Origin of the sequence: Pseudomonas sp. NPDC087626, from assembly GCF_044743405.1 — a bacterium.
Taxonomy (GTDB): Bacteria; Pseudomonadota; Gammaproteobacteria; order Pseudomonadales; family Pseudomonadaceae; genus Aquipseudomonas.
On record NZ_JBIUWJ010000005.1, the window covers coordinates 217,792 to 233,714 of the forward strand.

16 protein-coding genes and 1 pseudogene are annotated in these 15,923 nt (G+C 60.5%); 7 read left to right on the top strand and 10 right to left on the bottom strand.

Annotation, left to right across the window (positions count from 1 at the left end):
• Position 1: 1 nt before the first annotated feature.
• From ACIOVD_RS06800 to fabB, 4 genes are all read left to right on the top strand, one after another.
• Positions 2-931, top strand: a complete 930-nt coding sequence (locus tag ACIOVD_RS06800) for an ABC transporter substrate-binding protein (protein ID WP_401126761.1) — start codon at positions 2-4, stop codon at positions 929-931.
• Positions 928-2,826, top strand: coding sequence for an ATP-binding protein (locus ACIOVD_RS06805; RefSeq protein WP_401126763.1), 1,899 nt, complete (start codon positions 928-930; stop codon positions 2,824-2,826). Before ACIOVD_RS06800 ends, ACIOVD_RS06805 begins: the two co-directional genes overlap by 4 nt.
• A 247-nt stretch (positions 2,827-3,073) precedes the next feature.
• The gene (gene fabA / locus ACIOVD_RS06810; protein WP_401126765.1) at positions 3,074-3,589 is read left to right on the top strand and encodes a 3-hydroxyacyl-[acyl-carrier-protein] dehydratase FabA; all 516 of its coding nucleotides are present in this window, start codon (positions 3,074-3,076) and stop codon (positions 3,587-3,589) included.
• Positions 3,590-3,600: 11 nt separating this feature from the next.
• Positions 3,601-4,821, top strand: coding sequence for a beta-ketoacyl-ACP synthase I (fabB, locus tag ACIOVD_RS06815; protein ID WP_095167556.1), 1,221 nt, complete (start codon positions 3,601-3,603; stop codon positions 4,819-4,821).
• A gap of 70 nt (positions 4,822-4,891) precedes the next feature.
• Here fabB and ACIOVD_RS06820 read toward each other — a convergent pair whose 3' ends face one another.
• Together ACIOVD_RS06820 and ACIOVD_RS06825 are read right to left on the bottom strand one after the other, a co-directional pair.
• Entirely contained in the window at positions 4,892-5,356 is a 465-nt protein-coding gene (locus ACIOVD_RS06820) for a DUF3859 domain-containing protein (RefSeq protein ID WP_095167555.1), read from the bottom strand.
• Positions 5,357-5,426: 70 nt separating this feature from the next.
• Complete coding sequence (locus tag ACIOVD_RS06825; protein WP_237234966.1) at positions 5,427-6,446, bottom strand: amidohydrolase family protein; 1,020 nt, start codon at positions 6,444-6,446, stop codon at positions 5,427-5,429.
• Between the two features lie 146 nt (positions 6,447-6,592).
• Between ACIOVD_RS06825 and ACIOVD_RS06830 the strand changes: the two genes are divergently transcribed.
• Together ACIOVD_RS06830 and ACIOVD_RS06835 are read left to right on the top strand one after the other, a co-directional pair.
• Positions 6,593-7,009, top strand: coding sequence for an OsmC family protein (locus ACIOVD_RS06830; RefSeq protein ID WP_095167553.1), 417 nt, complete (start codon positions 6,593-6,595; stop codon positions 7,007-7,009).
• Positions 7,010-7,071: 62 nt separating this feature from the next.
• A complete protein-coding gene (locus tag ACIOVD_RS06835; protein WP_401126768.1) occupies positions 7,072-7,944 on the top strand; it encodes a pirin family protein in 873 nt (290 codons plus the stop codon).
• Positions 7,945-8,182: 238 nt separating this feature from the next.
• Here the strand turns inward: ACIOVD_RS06835 and ACIOVD_RS06840 are convergent, their stop codons facing one another.
• From ACIOVD_RS06840 to ACIOVD_RS06855, 4 genes are all read right to left on the bottom strand, one after another.
• Positions 8,183-8,911, bottom strand: a complete 729-nt coding sequence (locus ACIOVD_RS06840; protein ID WP_401126770.1) for a dienelactone hydrolase family protein — start codon at positions 8,909-8,911, stop codon at positions 8,183-8,185.
• 66 nt (positions 8,912-8,977) lie between these two features.
• A complete protein-coding gene (gene htpG / locus ACIOVD_RS06845; RefSeq protein WP_401126771.1) occupies positions 8,978-10,882 on the bottom strand; it encodes a molecular chaperone HtpG in 1,905 nt (634 codons plus the stop codon).
• A gap of 88 nt (positions 10,883-10,970) precedes the next feature.
• The gene (locus tag ACIOVD_RS06850; protein ID WP_095167548.1) at positions 10,971-11,423 is read right to left on the bottom strand and encodes a PaaI family thioesterase; all 453 of its coding nucleotides are present in this window, start codon (positions 11,421-11,423) and stop codon (positions 10,971-10,973) included.
• On the bottom strand, positions 11,420-11,896 hold the full coding sequence (locus ACIOVD_RS06855) for a PaaI family thioesterase (protein WP_159994450.1): 477 nt from the start codon (positions 11,894-11,896) through the stop codon (positions 11,420-11,422). Before ACIOVD_RS06855 ends, ACIOVD_RS06850 begins: the two co-directional genes overlap by 4 nt.
• A 159-nt stretch (positions 11,897-12,055) precedes the next feature.
• On the opposite strand from ACIOVD_RS06855, the gene ACIOVD_RS06860 reads away from it, so the two are divergent.
• Positions 12,056-12,295: a hypothetical protein gene (locus ACIOVD_RS06860; RefSeq protein ID WP_095167544.1), complete on the top strand. Its 240-nt coding sequence runs from the start codon at positions 12,056-12,058 to the stop codon at positions 12,293-12,295.
• A 64-nt stretch (positions 12,296-12,359) separates the two neighbouring features.
• On the opposite strand, the gene ACIOVD_RS06865 is transcribed toward ACIOVD_RS06860, so the two are convergent.
• The 4 genes and pseudogenes from ACIOVD_RS06865 to ACIOVD_RS06880 form a co-directional block, all read right to left on the bottom strand.
• Complete coding sequence (locus ACIOVD_RS06865) at positions 12,360-12,761, bottom strand: MAPEG family protein (RefSeq protein ID WP_095167543.1); 402 nt, start codon at positions 12,759-12,761, stop codon at positions 12,360-12,362.
• Positions 12,761-13,498: a DUF599 domain-containing protein gene (locus ACIOVD_RS06870; RefSeq protein WP_095167541.1), complete on the bottom strand. Its 738-nt coding sequence runs from the start codon at positions 13,496-13,498 to the stop codon at positions 12,761-12,763. Before ACIOVD_RS06870 ends, ACIOVD_RS06865 begins: the two co-directional genes overlap by 1 nt.
• A 222-nt stretch (positions 13,499-13,720) precedes the next feature.
• A complete protein-coding gene (gene brnQ, locus ACIOVD_RS06875) occupies positions 13,721-15,034 on the bottom strand; it encodes a branched-chain amino acid transport system II carrier protein (protein WP_095167539.1) in 1,314 nt (437 codons plus the stop codon).
• A gap of 429 nt (positions 15,035-15,463) precedes the next feature.
• Positions 15,464-15,923: pseudogene (locus ACIOVD_RS06880) on the bottom strand (succinate--CoA ligase subunit alpha); the annotation flags it as partial.

The following is a 15,923-nucleotide window of genomic DNA, read 5'->3' on the forward strand; positions in this document are numbered from 1 at the left end:
GATGGTTCTTGCGCGTATGTCGACCAGCCTGCTGAACCACCTGCTTCGTTGCCTGGGGCTGCTGCTGCTCGGCTGCCTGGCCGCCCTCCCCGTGCGGGCAGCCGATATCCTCCTGACGGGGGCCGAAGACAGTCCCGGCGTGCAGGCCTTTACCCAGGCCCTGGCCCAGCAGCGGCCCAAAGACACTGTGCGCTTCATGCCATTGCGCGAGTTGCCGCCGCCCGCCCGCATCCCCTGTACCACCCGCCTGATTCTGCTCGACCTGGCCAGCCTCGACTGGCGCCTGCAAGACCATCAAGGCCCTCCCACCCTGGTGCTGCGGATCAGCCGCCTGCAAGCCAATCAACGCGTGGGCGACACCCGTCCTCTGCACCTGAGCCTGCTGTGGAGTGATCCACCGCTCAGCCGCCAGTTGCGCCTGACCCGTAGCCTGCTACCGCAAGCCAGGCGCATTGGCGTGTTGTTCGGCAAGGACAGCGAGTTCCTGCTCAAGGAGCTGCACGGCGCCGCCCATCGCCTGGGCATGGAAGTCGTCGCCGAGCGCTGGGACAACACCAGTGACAGCCGGCCCCTGCAAACGCTACTGAAAAACAGCGACGTGCTGCTGGGTCTCGACGACCCCGAACTGTACAACCCGAAAACCGCAAAAAACCTGTTGCTCAGCAGCTATGGCCAGCAACGGGCGCTGATCGGACCGAATGCCGGGTTCGTCAAGGCCGGCAGCCTGGCCAGCAGCTACAGCGACCAGAGTGACTGGCTGGCGATCCTCGACGAGTTGCTCGACCGTCCGCCGGCCAGTTGGCCACGCAGCCTCTACCCCACGCGCTTCAAGGTCGCCACCAACCCGCAAGTCGCGCGCTCCCTGGGCCTTGAACAGATCGACCCCGTGGCGGTGGCTATCCAGTTGGCCGAAGGAGACACCTGGCCATGACCTTCCGCCGCCACTGGGGCATCAATACCCGCACCCAGGTCATCAGCCTCGGCCCGGCACTGCTGCTGACCCTGCTGCTGATCAGCTTCTTTACCTTCGTGCGCATCCAGGACTTGCGCCAGGAACTCAATCACACTGGCCAACTGGTGGCCAATCAACTGGCCCCGGCCACCGAATATGGGGTGATTTCCGGCAACAAGGAGGTGCTCGAGAGCCTGATGAAGGCCACGCTGGCCACCCCTCACGTGCGTTTCCTGCAGGTCCAGGACAGTGCCAACAACGTCCTGGTGTACGTCGAGCAACCGTCGCTTTCCCGCGGACAGCCACAGCAGATCGAGGTATTCCAGGCACCGGTGCGCCTGCAACGCATCCAGCTCAATGACGACTTCCTGCAGGCCGCGCCCCCGCCCAGCGGCATCACTGAAGACTATCTGGGGCGGGTGATCGTTGGCATGTCCAACGATGCCTTCAGTCAGCGCCAACAGGAGATTGTGCTCAAGGCGGGCATCCTGGCGCTGTTCGCCCTGCTCTTTACCTTCCTCCTGGCCCGGCGCCTGGCCGCCAGCCTGTCGGAACCCATCAGTGCCATGGGCAACGCGGTGAAGGCCATCCAACAAGGCGACTACAGCACCCCGCTGCCGATCGTCGACGATGCGGAGTTGGGCAGCCTGTCGCGGCATATCAACAACCTGGCCGATGGCCTGGAGCACGCCAGCCGTGAACAGCAGCAGGCCATGGCGCAACTGATCCAGACCCGTGAAGAGGCGGAAAAGGCCAACAGCGCCAAATCCGACTTCCTGGCGATGATGAGCCACGAACTGCGCACCCCCATGAATGGCGTGCTGGGCATGTTGCAGCTTCTGGAAACCACCCAGATGACCGACGAGCAAGTCGAGTACGCCGCATTGGCGTCGGAGTCCACCGAGCATTTGCTCAAGGTGATCAACGACATTCTGGATTTCTCGCGCATCGAACGAGCCCCCCTGGAACTGGAGCACATCCCGTTCAACCTCGCCGACCTGATCAACAGTTGCGCCCAGGCGTTCGCCCACAGTGCGCAGCAACGCGGCCTGAACCTGCAGCTGCAATTGGCCGACGGCATGCCGGCCCTGAACGTGCAGGGCGACCCGACACGTATCCGGCAGATCCTGGTCAACCTGATCGGCAATGCCCTGAAATTCACCGAGCACGGCCAGGTGTCAATCCAGGCGCAGTGGCAGTCGCTGGACCACGAACTGCTGTGGTTTACCTGCACGGTGCGCGACAGCGGCATCGGCATCTCCCCGGACAACCTGGAGCAGATGTTCAACGCCTTCCAGCAGGCCGACAGTTCGATTTCAAGGCGTTATGGCGGTACCGGCCTGGGACTGCCGATCGCCCGCACCCTGGCCGAACGCATGGGCGGCACCCTGCGCGCGCAAAGCGTGGAGGGCCAGGGCTCGGTCTTTACCCTGGAAATGCCCCTGGCCTTGTCGCGCCAGACCTTGCCCACACCGGCGCCTGCCGCGCGGGTGCCGAGCGGCAATGGCGAAGGGCGCAATGTGTTGCTGGTGGAGGACAACCCGGTCAACCAGACCGTGATCGAGGCCATGCTACGCAGCCTGGGCTTCACCGTCAGCGTCGCCACCGACGGCGCACAGGCGGTACGCAGCGCCGAAAGCCTGATTTTCGAGGCGATCCTGATGGACTGCCGGTTGCCGATCATCGATGGCTACGAAGCCACGCGACAGATCCGGCAACTGCCCGGCTGCGGCGAAGTGCCGATCATCGCCCTGACGGCCAACGCCTTGCAGGGTGACCGCGAGGCCTGCCTGGCGGCGGGAATGAACGATTACCTGGCCAAGCCTTTCAAACGTACTGATCTGCAGCAAATTCTCCAGCGTTGGCTGCAGTAGTACCGCCTAATCGAGCATCTGCGACTGGCGCGAAAACCGAAAGTGCGGCAGTCTTAGTCACCTCGACAGGCTCGATTTTGGGCTTGAATAATAATTTCAGTGCACAAGTGTACATTCATGTCCCTTGTCCTGTGACTTTCACCACAACGCAATAGTCTATGAGTAGGCTGCCGGTTCAAGGCATGAATGCTTTGATCGGCCGGGAAGATTTGCCCCACCTGCCGCATGGGACTATTGAGGAGCTCGCATGACCAAACAAAACGCCTTTACTCGGGAAGACCTGCTGCGCTGCAGTCGCGGTGAGCTGTTCGGCCGAGGTATCGCGCAACTGCCCGCCCCGAACATGTTGATGGTGGATCGCATCACCCATATCAGCGAAGAGGGTGGCAAGTACGGCAAAGGTGAATTGGTCGCAGAGCTGGATATCACTCCGGACCTGTGGTTCTTCGCCTGCCACTTCGAAGGTGATCCGGTGATGCCGGGCTGCCTGGGCCTCGACGCCATGTGGCAACTGGTCGGCTTCTTCCTCGGCTGGCAAGGCCTGCCAGGCCGCGGCCGTGCCCTGGGTTCGGGCGAAGTGAAGTTCTTTGGCCAGGTCCTGCCGACCGCCAAGAAAGTCACCTACAACATTCAGATCAAGCGTGTACTCAAAGGCAAACTGAACCTGGCCATCGCCGATGGTTCGGTCAGCGTTGACGGCCGCGAGATCTACACCGCCGAAGGCCTTCGGGTCGGCGTTTTCACCTCCACTGACAACTTCTAAGGGTTATCCGCATGCGCCGCGTCGTTATCACTGGTCTGGGCATCGTTTCGTGCCTGGGCAATGACAAAGAGACCGTCTCCGCTAACCTGCGTGCAAGCCGCCCTGGCATCCGGTTCAACCCGGAATATGCCGAAATGGGTCTGCGTAGCCAGGTTTCCGGCTCCATTGACCTGCCCCTCGAAGAACTGATCGATCGCAAGATCTATCGCTTCGTCGGCCATGCGGCGGCTTACGCCTACCTGGCCATGAAAGACGCCATCACTGACTCCGGCCTGACCGAAGAGCAAGTGTCCAACCCGCGTACCGGCCTGATCGCCGGCTCCGGTGGCGCATCGACCCTGAACCAGATGGAAGCGCTGGATATCCTGCGCGAGAAAGGCGTCAAGCGCGTCGGCCCATACCGCGTAACGCGGACCATGAGCAGCACCGTTTCCGCGTGCCTGGCCACTCCGTTCAAGATCAAGGGCCTGAACTACTCCATCGCTTCTGCCTGCGCCACCAGTGCTCACTGCATCGGTACCGCCATGGAACAGATCCAGATGGGCAAGCAGGACATCGTGTTCGCCGGCGGCGGTGAAGAAGAGCATTGGAGCCAATCGTTCCTGTTCGACGCCATGGGCGCACTGTCCAGCCAGTACAACGAAACCCCGGAAAAAGCCTCCCGTGCCTACGACGCCAAGCGTGACGGTTTTGTCATCGCCGGCGGTGGCGGCATGGTCGTGGTTGAGGAGCTGGAGCACGCTCTGGCCCGTGGCGCGAAGATCTACGCGGAAATCGTCGGCTACGGCGCGACCTCCGACGGCTACGACATGGTCGCACCAAGCGGCGAAGGCGCCATCCGCTGCATGCAGATGGCGATGTCCACCGTTGATGCACCGATCGACTACCTGAACACCCACGGCACCTCGACTCCGGTCGGCGACGTCATGGAAATGAAAGGTGTGCGTGAAGTGTTCGGCGCCAAGGCACCGGCCATCAGCTCCACCAAGAGCCTGTCGGGTCACTCCCTGGGCGCCGCCGGCGTTCACGAAGCGATCTACTGCATGCTGATGATGGAAGGCAACTTCATGGCCGGTTCGGCCAACATCGACGAGCTGGATCCGGAAGTGGCCGACATGCCAATCCTGACCAAGACCCGTGAAGACGTAGCCTTCAACACCGTGATGAGCAACAGCTTCGGCTTCGGCGGCACCAACGCCACCCTGGTCCTGCAGCGCTGGCAGGGTAAGTAATACCCCGCTGCACCGCCGCATAAAAAACGCCCCGACTGGTTCGGGGCGTTTTTTTGTCTGCGATTGCGGCTTAGCGCACGGTGAAACTTTGCTGCGTCAGCAAACGATCGCCTTGGAACACCATGAAGCGCCATTCGCCCGGCACCACTTCGTGGCTCTCGGTGAATTCATAGGCCATCACATCCTGCGGGGCACCCGGCAGCAGCTTCTGGACCACCTCCAGCTTGTCGTGACGCACGCCGTCGGGGGTGCGAATGCCCGGGGTAAAGTACAGCAACGTCAGCGGCTGCCCCTCGACCGCCTTGCCGGCCAACTGATAGCGGATACCGAACTTGGTGCCCAACTTGGCTGGCACCGTTTCGGTCTGGCGGATCGACTCGTTGCTGCGCCGCAACACCCGCTCCCCTGACTGCAGATCGGCCTTGGCCCCTTCGAACACACCATATTCCACTGGACCTTGCACGCTGACCTCGGCGCTGGCCAGGCCGCTGAGCAGCATCAGCGCCGCCAATGCAGATAAACGAGTGAGGGACATATCGCGCTCCTTGATTGAGATGGGCGCGAGGGTATGACACCTGGGTGACAGGCTGATGACAAACCGCCACTCAGCGCGCCCCTTGCGTCACCGTACGCGGCAGGACCGCCAGGAAGTTGTCTCGCGCCACCCGGCGCGCGACCTCGGGCGGCAAGGCATCAAGAAAGGGGGTAAAGCCGTGCATTTGTTTGCCCAGGGTCTTGAAGCGCCCGACCACGTCGGAACCCAGCATGAAACGCTCAGGGAAGCGCGTCACCAGGCTTACCCATTCCGGGCGAGGTTGCCCCGCCTCATCCAGCAGATAAGGCGTGAGCACGCTCCAGGACAGGTCGATGAACAGATTGGGGTACGCTTCGAGCAGCCGCGTCAGGGTCGGCAGCAGGAAATCCAGCTGGGTTTGATGCCGATGGATTTCCAGGCTGGTGCCAGCGTGCGCCCAGATAAACCGGGTATGGGGATGATTGCGCAGCGGCTCTTCGATCTCGGCCAGGTACAGCGGGTTTTTCTCGCGCTTGGAAGTGATGTTGGAATGCACCAGCACCGGCAAGTCGTTCTCCGCCGCCAAGTGGTAAATCCGCGTCATGGCCTCGTTGTTCGCTCGCGGCGTGTCGCCGGAGGTCAGGGCGGTCAAGTCGTCATGCCGGGTAAACACCTCGCCTATGCCCTGCCACAAGCCGGGATTGAGGTCGAGCATGCGTTGGATATGCGCCTCAGAGTTCTTGTCATTGGGATTGAAGCCTGAGAGGAACGGATGAAACTGTTGGCGCTGTTCGGGGGTCAGCTTGTTCACCGCGGCGGCGACAATCACATCAGTGGCGCTGTACCAGTAGGCATCGGCATCATCCCCGGCGTAATAGCGCGGGCGCTTGGGCTCGTCTTCATGCCACTTCTTCGCCACCGGGACCCCGGAAATCATCACATGCTCAATGCGATTGTCCGCCATCGCCTTGAGCAGTTTCGGCATGCCGGCGGTTTCCTGGAAAAAATCCACATAGTGCAGGTGTGCATCGCTATAGGCGTACTCACGGGCGTCCGCCAGCCCGCTGAGCAGCACCAGCAACCAGGCAGTATTCCAGGGTTTCAAAGACACGCGCGCGCTCCCCAACAGATGAACAGGATAGACCCCGCGCCAAGCCCAAGGGTTCAGCGATAAAGAAAGTGGAACGCCTGATTGCGCGAATGCTCTATAACTGCAGGGTGTTTTTCCGTCGTCTCCCACTGCCAGAGAGGTAACCCATGACCATTACCGTCAATACTGAATCCAGTGAAGGTTTTCGCCACAGCGTGCAGATCGATGAGCATGAACTGTTTGCCGATGTCCCGGTATCCGCAGGCGGCGAAGGCTCCGCGCCTGAGCCCCACGATTACTTCGACGCTGCACTCGGGGCGTGCAAGGCGCTGACCCTGAAGCTGTACGCACAGAAAAAAGGCATCCCGCTGACCGGCGTCACGGTCGAGGTCAAGCACGACAACAGCGAAGAGCAGAAAGGCAAGTACGCTCTGCACGTCAAGCTGACCCTCAAGGGCGTGCTCACCGATGCCCAGCGTGACGAACTGCACCGGGTGGCCGATCGCTGCCCAATCCACAAGCTGATGACCACCAGCGAAGTGAGCATCGAAACCCACCTTTCCGAAGGCGCCTTCAGCCAATAGCGGCAAGTGCCGGCTGTGCGGGTTATGCTCAACGGCATCTTTCGTACAGCCTGGAATGCCCCATGACCGCTCCGCTCGTGATCCGCCCGCGCCCCGAAGAGGTCGAAGGCCAACCGATCCTGCGCCCGCTGCCCTCGGCCAAATGCCGCAGCGTCGGGCCTTTCGTGTTTTTCGACCACATGCTCCACACCCGCTACCCGGCCGGCCACGGCATGAACATCCGCCAACACCCGCACATCGGCCTGTCGACCCTGACCTACCTGTTCGAAGGCCAACTCCTGCACAAGGACAGCCTGGGCTCCGAGCAACTCGTCCAGGCCGGTGACGTCAGCTGGATGACCGCCGGCAGCGCCATCGCCCACGTCGAACGCACGCCCGCCGAGCTGTGGGACCAGGACTTCACCATGCACGGCCTGCAAATCTGGCTGGCCTCGCCCAAGGAACACGAACAAGGCCCAGGCCACTACAGCCACCACCCGGCCGCCAGCCTGCCGGTCAGCGATAACCTGGGAGTAAAAATCCGCATGATCGCCGGCACCGGCTTCTGCCTTGAGTCCCCGGTCCCCATACTCTCCCCGACCCTGTACGCGGAACTGCAACTGCAAACCGCGACCACCCTGCTGATCCCCACCGAACACACAGAACGCGCGCTCTACATCCTCAGCGGCGACGCCCAGCTCAACGACCAGCCCATCGAACCCCACTCGCTGGTGATCCTGCCAAGCGGCGAAACAATGACCCTGTTCGCCGAGAGCGACTGTCACGCCATCCTCTTCGGCGGCGCCCCCATGGACGGCCCACGCCGGATCAACTGGAACTTCGTTGCCAGCGACCCGAGCGCCATCGAAGAAGCGCGCCGGCGCTGGGCAGCAGGTGACTGGCCAAGTGTTCCGGGGGAAAGCGAGAGAATTGAGTTACCCAAAGGCAGAGGCTGAGGCGGGCAGGTTTTTTGTGGGATGCGCTGCGAGGACTGCGTCCTCGAACGCAGCCTCGCGGGCTCGGCAGCTGCGAGAGGATTGGGGGGGTTACACCGAGAGCTTTGGTGTGGAGCAAGCCGCCATCGCGGGCCCGCTCCCACAGAGATATTCCAGCGCAGGAAAGCAGGCCGACGGGTAGGTCGCCGTGCCCTGGCTTTTGATCTTGATCCACCCGGAGGGCGATGCCCCCAATCCCCTACCCCGCAAACACCTCATCCAACAAATCATGCATCGACCTAAACGCCCGCCCCGCCACCTTGGCGTCATACATCATCATCCCCGGCACATTGGCATGCCGATCGGTAAACGAGTGAAAGGCCCCGCCATAACTCAACAACTGCCAATCCACACCCGCCGCATTCATCTCGGCCTCGAAGGCCGGCAACTGCTCCTTGGGCACCAACGGGTCAGACGCCCCGTGCAGCACCAACACCGAGCCCTTGATGTTATTCGCATCGCTGGCATCCGGCGTATCCAGCGTACCGTGGAACGACACAGCCGCCTTCACCGGCGCCCCCGTGCGGGCAAACTCCAACGCACAGCAGCCGCCAAAGCAGAAACCGAACGTCGCCAGCCGAGAGACATCGACCGCCGCCTCACCCTGGCCCTGCAACTGCTCGAACGCCACCTGCATACGCTTGCGCAGCAACGGCCGGTCATTCTTCAGCGGCATCATCGCCGCCCCCGCCTGATCGTTGTCCTGCGGTCGAACCGCCTGACCATAGAGGTCGGCAATCAGCACCACATAGCCCTTGGCCGCGACCGCCTTGGCAATCTCCTCGGCACCCGCACCAACGCCCATCCAGTTCGGCGCCATCAACAGGCCCGGACGCGGACCTGAGTGAGCGGCATCGAACGCCAGGCGACTTTCGTATGGCTGGCCATCAATCTGATAGGCCACGGAACGCACAGTGATTTGACTCATGACTCACTCCCGTCAATAAACGCCACAATGAAAAAACCCGCCGAAGCGGGTTTTTCTACAACCTGTTTACACCGACAGCTCAACCAGCAGCTTGTTCAGCCGGCGCACATAAGCGGCCGGATCCTTGAGACTGTCGCCGGCCGCCAGGGCCGCCTGATCGAACAGGATGTGCGACAGATCACCGAACCGCTCGTCACTCTGCTCCGCGTCGAGCTTCTCGATCAGCGGGTGAGCCGGGTTGAATTCGAAGATCGGCTTGGAGTCCGGAACCTTCTGCCCGCTGGCTTCAAGGATCTGACGCATCTGCAGGCCCAGGTCCTGCTCACCGATGGCCAGGATCGCCGGCGAATCGGTCAGGCGATGGGAAACCCGCACCTCGGCAACAGCGTCACCCAGCGCGGTTTTCAGACGCTCAACCAGGCCTTCCTTGGACTTGGCGACTTCTTCCGCCGCTTGCTTGTCCTCGGCCGAATCCAGGTTACCCAGGTCCAGGTCGCCACGCGCCACGTCGACAAAGCTCTTGCCGTCGAAATCACTGAGGTAGCTCATCAACCACTCGTCGATGCGATCGGTCAGCAGCAGCACTTCGATGCCTTTCTTGCGGAAGACTTCCAGGTGCGGGCTGTTCTTGACCTGTGCGTAGGTTTCGCCGGTCAGGTAGTAGATCTTGTCCTGGCCTTCCTTGGCGCGTGCCAGGTACTCGGCCAGGGAAACCACTTGCTCGCCCTCTTCACCCTGGGTAGAGGCAAAGCGCAGCAGGCCAGCGATCTTCTCTTTGTTGGCGAAATCTTCGGCCGGGCCTTCTTTCATCACCTGGCCGAAGTTTTTCCAGAAGCCTTTGTATTGCTCAGGATCGTTCTTCGCCAGTTTTTCCAGCATATCCAGCACGCGCTTGGTCAGCGCCGACTTCATCGAATCGATGATCGGGTCTTTCTGCAGGATTTCCCGCGACACGTTCAGCGACAGGTCGTTGGAATCGACCACACCCTTGACGAAACGCAGGTACAGCGGCAGGAACGACTCAGCCTGGTCCATGACGAACACCCGCTGCACGTACAGCTTCAGGCCTTTAGGCGCTTCACGCTGGTACAGGTCGAACGGAGCACGGGCCGGCACGTAGAGCAACGAGCTGTATTCCAGCTTGCCTTCGACCTTGTTGTGGCTCCAGCTCAGCGGATTCTCGAAATCGTGGGCGATGTGTTTGTAGAACTCCTGGTATTCCTCGTCCTTAATCTCGGTACGCGGACGCGTCCACAGCGCGCTGGCACGGTTGACGGTTTCCCATTCAACCGCAGGCGGCTCTTCACCTTCGGCCGCCGTGACTTCTTTCGGCAGTTCGATCGGCAGCGCGATGTGGTCGGAGTACTTCTTGATGATGTTGCGCAGGCGCCAGCCATCGGCGAACTCGTCTTCAGCGGATTTCAGGTGCAGGACGATGCGGGTACCGCGCTCGGCTTTCTCAATGGTCGCGACTTCGAAGTCGCCTTCGCCCTTGGACGACCAGTGCACGCCTTCGCTCGCGGCGAGGCCAGCACGGCGGCTGAACACTTCAACCTGGTCGGCAACGATGAACGCGGAGTAGAAACCCACACCGAATTGACCGATCAGGTGCGAATCTTTCTTCTGGTCGCCCGTCAGGTGCTTCATGAAATCGGCGGTGCCGGACTTGGCGATGGTGCCCAGATGCGTGATCGCATCTTCGCGGCTCATACCGATGCCGTTGTCTTCGAGGGTGACGGTCTTGGCGTCTTTGTCGAAGCTCACACGGATTTTCAGTTCCGCGCCGCCTTCTAGCAACTCAGGCTTGGACAGGGCTTCGAAACGTAATTTGTCGACAGCGTCAGAGGCGTTGGAGATGAGTTCGCGAAGGAAAATTTCCTTGTTGGAGTACAGCGAATGGATCATCAGGTGCAGCAGTTGCTTTACCTCGGTCTGGAAGCCCAGGGTTTCCTTTTGAGTTTCCACGCTCATGGTCATCAAACTCCGATTGGATGGCAGTGGCCGCGCCCTGAAGGGTGGCGGCGGGATGTCATTCAAGTTGGGGGCGCCACCGAGGATTTCAAGGGCTGGGTGTTTCCTCGATCTTGAAATGCGCCCGCGCCGTGGCAATCGGTTCGGCTTCAGTGCTCTGCCACGCGGTTATCGCCACGTTGGCGACGCGCCGACCCTGCCGACACACCTGGCATTTGGCATAGGTATCGCGAAACTGCCCGGCACGCAGGTAGTCGAGGGAAAAGTCGATGATCTTCGGCACTCCCGGCGAGCCGGTGAACACCACCAGGTGCAGGGCTGCAGCCAGCTCCATGAAACCCGCAATCACCCCGCCGTGAATTGCCGGCAATAGCGGGTTGCCAATGTTGTCCTTGTTCGCCGGCAGGCGAAACAGCAACTCATCGCCCAGGCGCGAGCATTCAACGCCAATCAGCTTGGCGTACGGGATCAGGTGCAGCAGCGAGGCATAGTCACCACGCTCGTGGGCCTGCTGCAATTGAGTCTTGAAGTCATCGTTCATTGTTGCCCACCACTCATCGAACCGCCGAAGCCCTTGGTGCCCTTGATCCCTTTGCCCATGCGCATGAACGTCCCGACTACATGGGCGATTGGCTGCTGCGGATCGTCCTGATAGGCAAAGCCGCGGGTAAAGATCACATCGGTGGTCACCCGGTAGCACTGGGCAAAGCCGTACACATCCTTGTGGGGTTCGGCCGGGTGCATGTAGTCGATGCGCAGGTCGAGGGTCGGGCACACTTCGAACTCCGGCAGCACACACAGGGTGGCCATGCCGCAGGCGGTGTCCATCAGGGAGGTAATGGCGCCACCGTGAATCACCCCGGTCTGCGGATTACCGACGATCTGCGGGCTGTAGGGCAAGGTGATGGTCATACCGTCCTGGCTGGCGCTGTGCACATGCAAACCGAGGACCTGACAATGACGCAGGGCCGATAAAAAGCGCATCGCACGCTCAAAAATGGGGTTATCCGACATTCGCTATAGGCTCTGATTAGTGTTGTTGCTTAGCTGTTATGGACGTAAGGAAAAGTTCCCACAAGAATAAACTTATATATCTGTGGGAAACATGGAACTTAACCCCTCAGGCTGTGCTCGAAAGGCCAAGTAGACATTTTCCATAAGGAGAAACACCCCATGCGTAAGACTTTAGCTATTGCCTTGATGTTGACCGCTTCCCTCGGTCTCGCTGCCTGCGATAAAAAATCCGAGGACAAAGCTCAAGATGCTACCAAACATGCCGAGCAAGCTCAGCAGGACATGAGCAAAGCTCAGGATAAAGTGAACGACGCTGCGAAAGAAAACGCCGAAGCTGCCAAAGCTCAGGCTGAATCGAACAAAGCCGCTGCCGAAGAAGCCGCTCCAAAAACCAATTAATGGTTTTAGCGCTGCACAATAAAGCCCGCCAAGTGCGGGCTTTATTGTGCGCGTTGCAAACGTATTAGAGCAGCACGCTCTTGAATGTCGGGCTGAGCATCAGCAGCAATGAACAGACCAGGCCGATACACCACACCAGGCTGCGCTGCCAGGGAAGGTCAGCCCAGTAGCACAGCAAATAGATCACCCGGGCAATCACGAAGACCATTGCCAGCCCGTCGATCAGCCATCCCGCCGTCTGCGTGGTGTGCGCCATCAACACCCCCACCGCAAACAGGATGAACGCCTCAAAACTGTTCTGGTGGGCCGCCAGCGACCGGGCACCCAAGCCGCTCAACTGCGCCTGTTGCTGGCGCGGCAGGTGATTGTTGTAGCCGCCCTGCTCTTTCATGGCCTTGGTCACCGGCACACGCGCGACAAAAATCAGCAAGGCACTGATCAATACGCACCAGAACGCAATACTCATCAGCTCACCTCTTTATTGGCCTCGGGCAATGGCGCCTCAGTAGGGGTATAGACCATGACCTCTAGAACGTCGGAATGAAACTCCCGGCGATACAACACAAACACCACCCCGGCACTCATCGACATGAACAACCAGGGGCTGACAAACCAGGCCAGCATGGTCATGCCGAAGTAATAAGAGCGCAGGCCGAAGTTGAACTGGTTGGCGGCCATCGAAATCACCCGCGCCGCCCGCGCGGCAAATGCCTTGCGCTCCTGCTCCGAGACATGGCGCTCACCAACCATGGGCGCCGAACCCACCAGGATCGCAGCGAAGTTGTACTGGCGCATGCACCAACTGAACGTGAAGAAGGCATAGACAAATACCAGCGCCAGGCACAGCAACTTGATCTCCGACATGCCCTGGGAGGCCTGTTGCACCATCGGAATATCAGCCAGCAACGACACCGCGCGCTCGGATGCGCCGAGTACCGTGAGAATACCGGCGAGAATAATCAGGGTGCTGGAGGCAAAGAACGACGCGTTGCGCTCCAGATTGCCAATCACGCTGGCGTCGGCAATGCGGTTGTCGCGCAGCAGCATGCGGCGCATCCAGTCTTCACGGTACAGGTGCAACACGCTGGCCAGGCACGCCGTGTCGCGCCCCTTCCAACTGGCATAACGGGTGTAGCCACCCCAGCAGATGACAAACCAGAGCGCGGCCAGCAGATGGATCAGATTGGCATGGATGAACGACATGTAATTCCCTGGAGACGTTGATTAAACCCGCAGGAGCATGGTTTGCCCGCGATGCCGTCCTGGAGATCGTCATCGCGGGCATGCCATGTTCCTGCAAGTTAGATGTTCGACGTTAACTCAGGGAAAAAGGCACGGCTATGCGCCCATAAAAAATGCCCCGCATCGATCGATACGGGGCATTTCGGTGTTTCGCGCCAGCCCGCTTGTGACGGGCGGCGTCAGTTACGCCAGGGCTTCGTCGCGCTTGCCCAGCAGGCGGTCGCAAGCCACCGCTACCACCAGGGTGAAGACGCACGGCACCAGCCATGCCAGGCCTTGCTCGGCCAGCGGCAAGTGGGTCAGTTGAGTCGGCATCCAGTCAGCCAGGCCAGCGCCCTTGAGCGCGTCGATCAGGCCGAACAGGAACGACACCAGCATCACCGGACCGAGGATGCGGCTGTGCTCGTGCCAGAAGTCTTTGCAGAAGCTCAGGGCCACCAGCACGATGCACGGCGGGTAGATCGCGGTCAGGACCGGGATCGAGAACGCAATCAACTTGGTCAGGCCCAGGTTGGACACCAGCAGGGAGAATGCCGCGAGGATGATCACCAGGGTCTTGTAGGACAGTGGCAGGACACGGCTGAAGTACTCGGCACAGGCACAGGTCAGGCCGACCGCAGTCACCAGGCACGCCAGGGAAATCAGCACCGCCAGGAAACCACTGCCCAGCGAACCGAAGGTGTGCTGCACGTAAGCGTGCAATACCGCCGCGCCATTGGTCGCGCCGACAGCCACTTCATGACTGCCGGAACCGAGACGGAACAGGCTGACATACACCAGGGCCAGGCCCACGCCGGCAATCAGCCCGGCAATGATCGCGTACCGGGTAATCAGCGCAGGCGACTCGACGCCACGGGAACGAATGGCATTGACGATAACGATGCCAAACACCAGGGCGCCCAGGGTATCCATGGTCAGGTAACCATTGATGAAGCCCTGGGAGAACGGTGCCGCCACGTATTCTGGCGTGCCGTGCCCGATATCCCCGGCCGGCAAGGCGAATGCGGCGATCCCGAGCACTGCCAGGGCAATGATCTTCAGGGGAGCGAGGAAACGACCCACGGTGTCCAGCAGGCGACCCGGGTACAGGGAAATGAAGAACACCAGCAGGAAGTACACCGAGCTGTAGAGGAACAGCGCCAGCGGGCTTTCGCCGGTCAGTGGCGCCAGGCCTACTTCAAAAGACACGGTGGCGGTACGCGGGGTGGCAAACAGCGGGCCCACGGCGAGGTAGCAGGCAGCCGCCAGTATGCCACCAGCGACTTTACCGATCGGACTGCTCAGGGCGTCCATCGCCCCCCCGACCTTGGCCAGCGCGACAACGGTGATCACCGGCAAACCTACCGCGGTAATCAGAAAACCCAGCGCCGCCATCCAGACATGTGGTCCGGCCTGCAAACCGACGATAGGCGGGAAGATGATGTTGCCAGCCCCGACGAACAGGGCAAACGTCATAAAACCAAGTGCCAGAATGTCCTGGCCTTTCAACACTTTCATTAAGGAAATACCACACTACTGAATCGGAATTTAGAGAGGGATTTCCCTGAAGGGTGAGGGAAATGCTGTCGGTCCGTATAGGACTGACCCGTTTAGCGCGCAGCAACCTTGTGGGACGCAGACGCAAAAATGGCGAGTAGCCTAACGAATTCGGCAGGAAAACGCACTGTTAAAGGGCGAACTATCCGATCTACGACATTTTCGTGTCGCGTTTATGCATGTAAATGGTTGGTGTCTGTAAGTCCGTCATCGCGAGCAAGCTCGCTCCCACAGTTTTTGCGGTGTGAATCAAATCGAATGTGCACTACAAATCCCTGTGGGAACGAGCTTGCTCGCGATGGCGTCCGCACGGTCAACACAAATCCCGGAAATGACAAAGGCCACCCGAAGGTGGCCTTTGTCTGGTAAAGCGTCAGCTAAGCGCGAGGCTTACTTGACAGCCCAACCGGTCAGCTCGGACAAAGCCTTGCCGATGTCTGCCAGCGAACGCACGGTTTTCACGCCTGCGTCTTCCAGGGCAGCAAACTTCTCGTCTGCAGTGCCTTTGCCGCCAGAGATGATTGCGCCAGCATGGCCCATGCGCTTGCCCGGAGGAGCAGTCACACCAGCGATGTAGGAAACAACCGGCTTGGTCACGTGTGCCTTGATGTAGGCAGCCGCTTCTTCTTCAGCCGAACCGCCGATCTCGCCGATCATCACGATCGCTTCGGTCTTCGGGTCTTCCTGGAACAGCTTCACGATGTCGATGAAGTTCGAACCCGGGATCGGGTCACCACCGATGCCGACGCAAGTCGACTTACCGAAACCGGCGTCAGTAGTCTGCTTCACAGCTTCGTAGGTCAGGGTGCCTGATCGTGAAACGATACCGACCTTGCCTGGCAAGTGAATG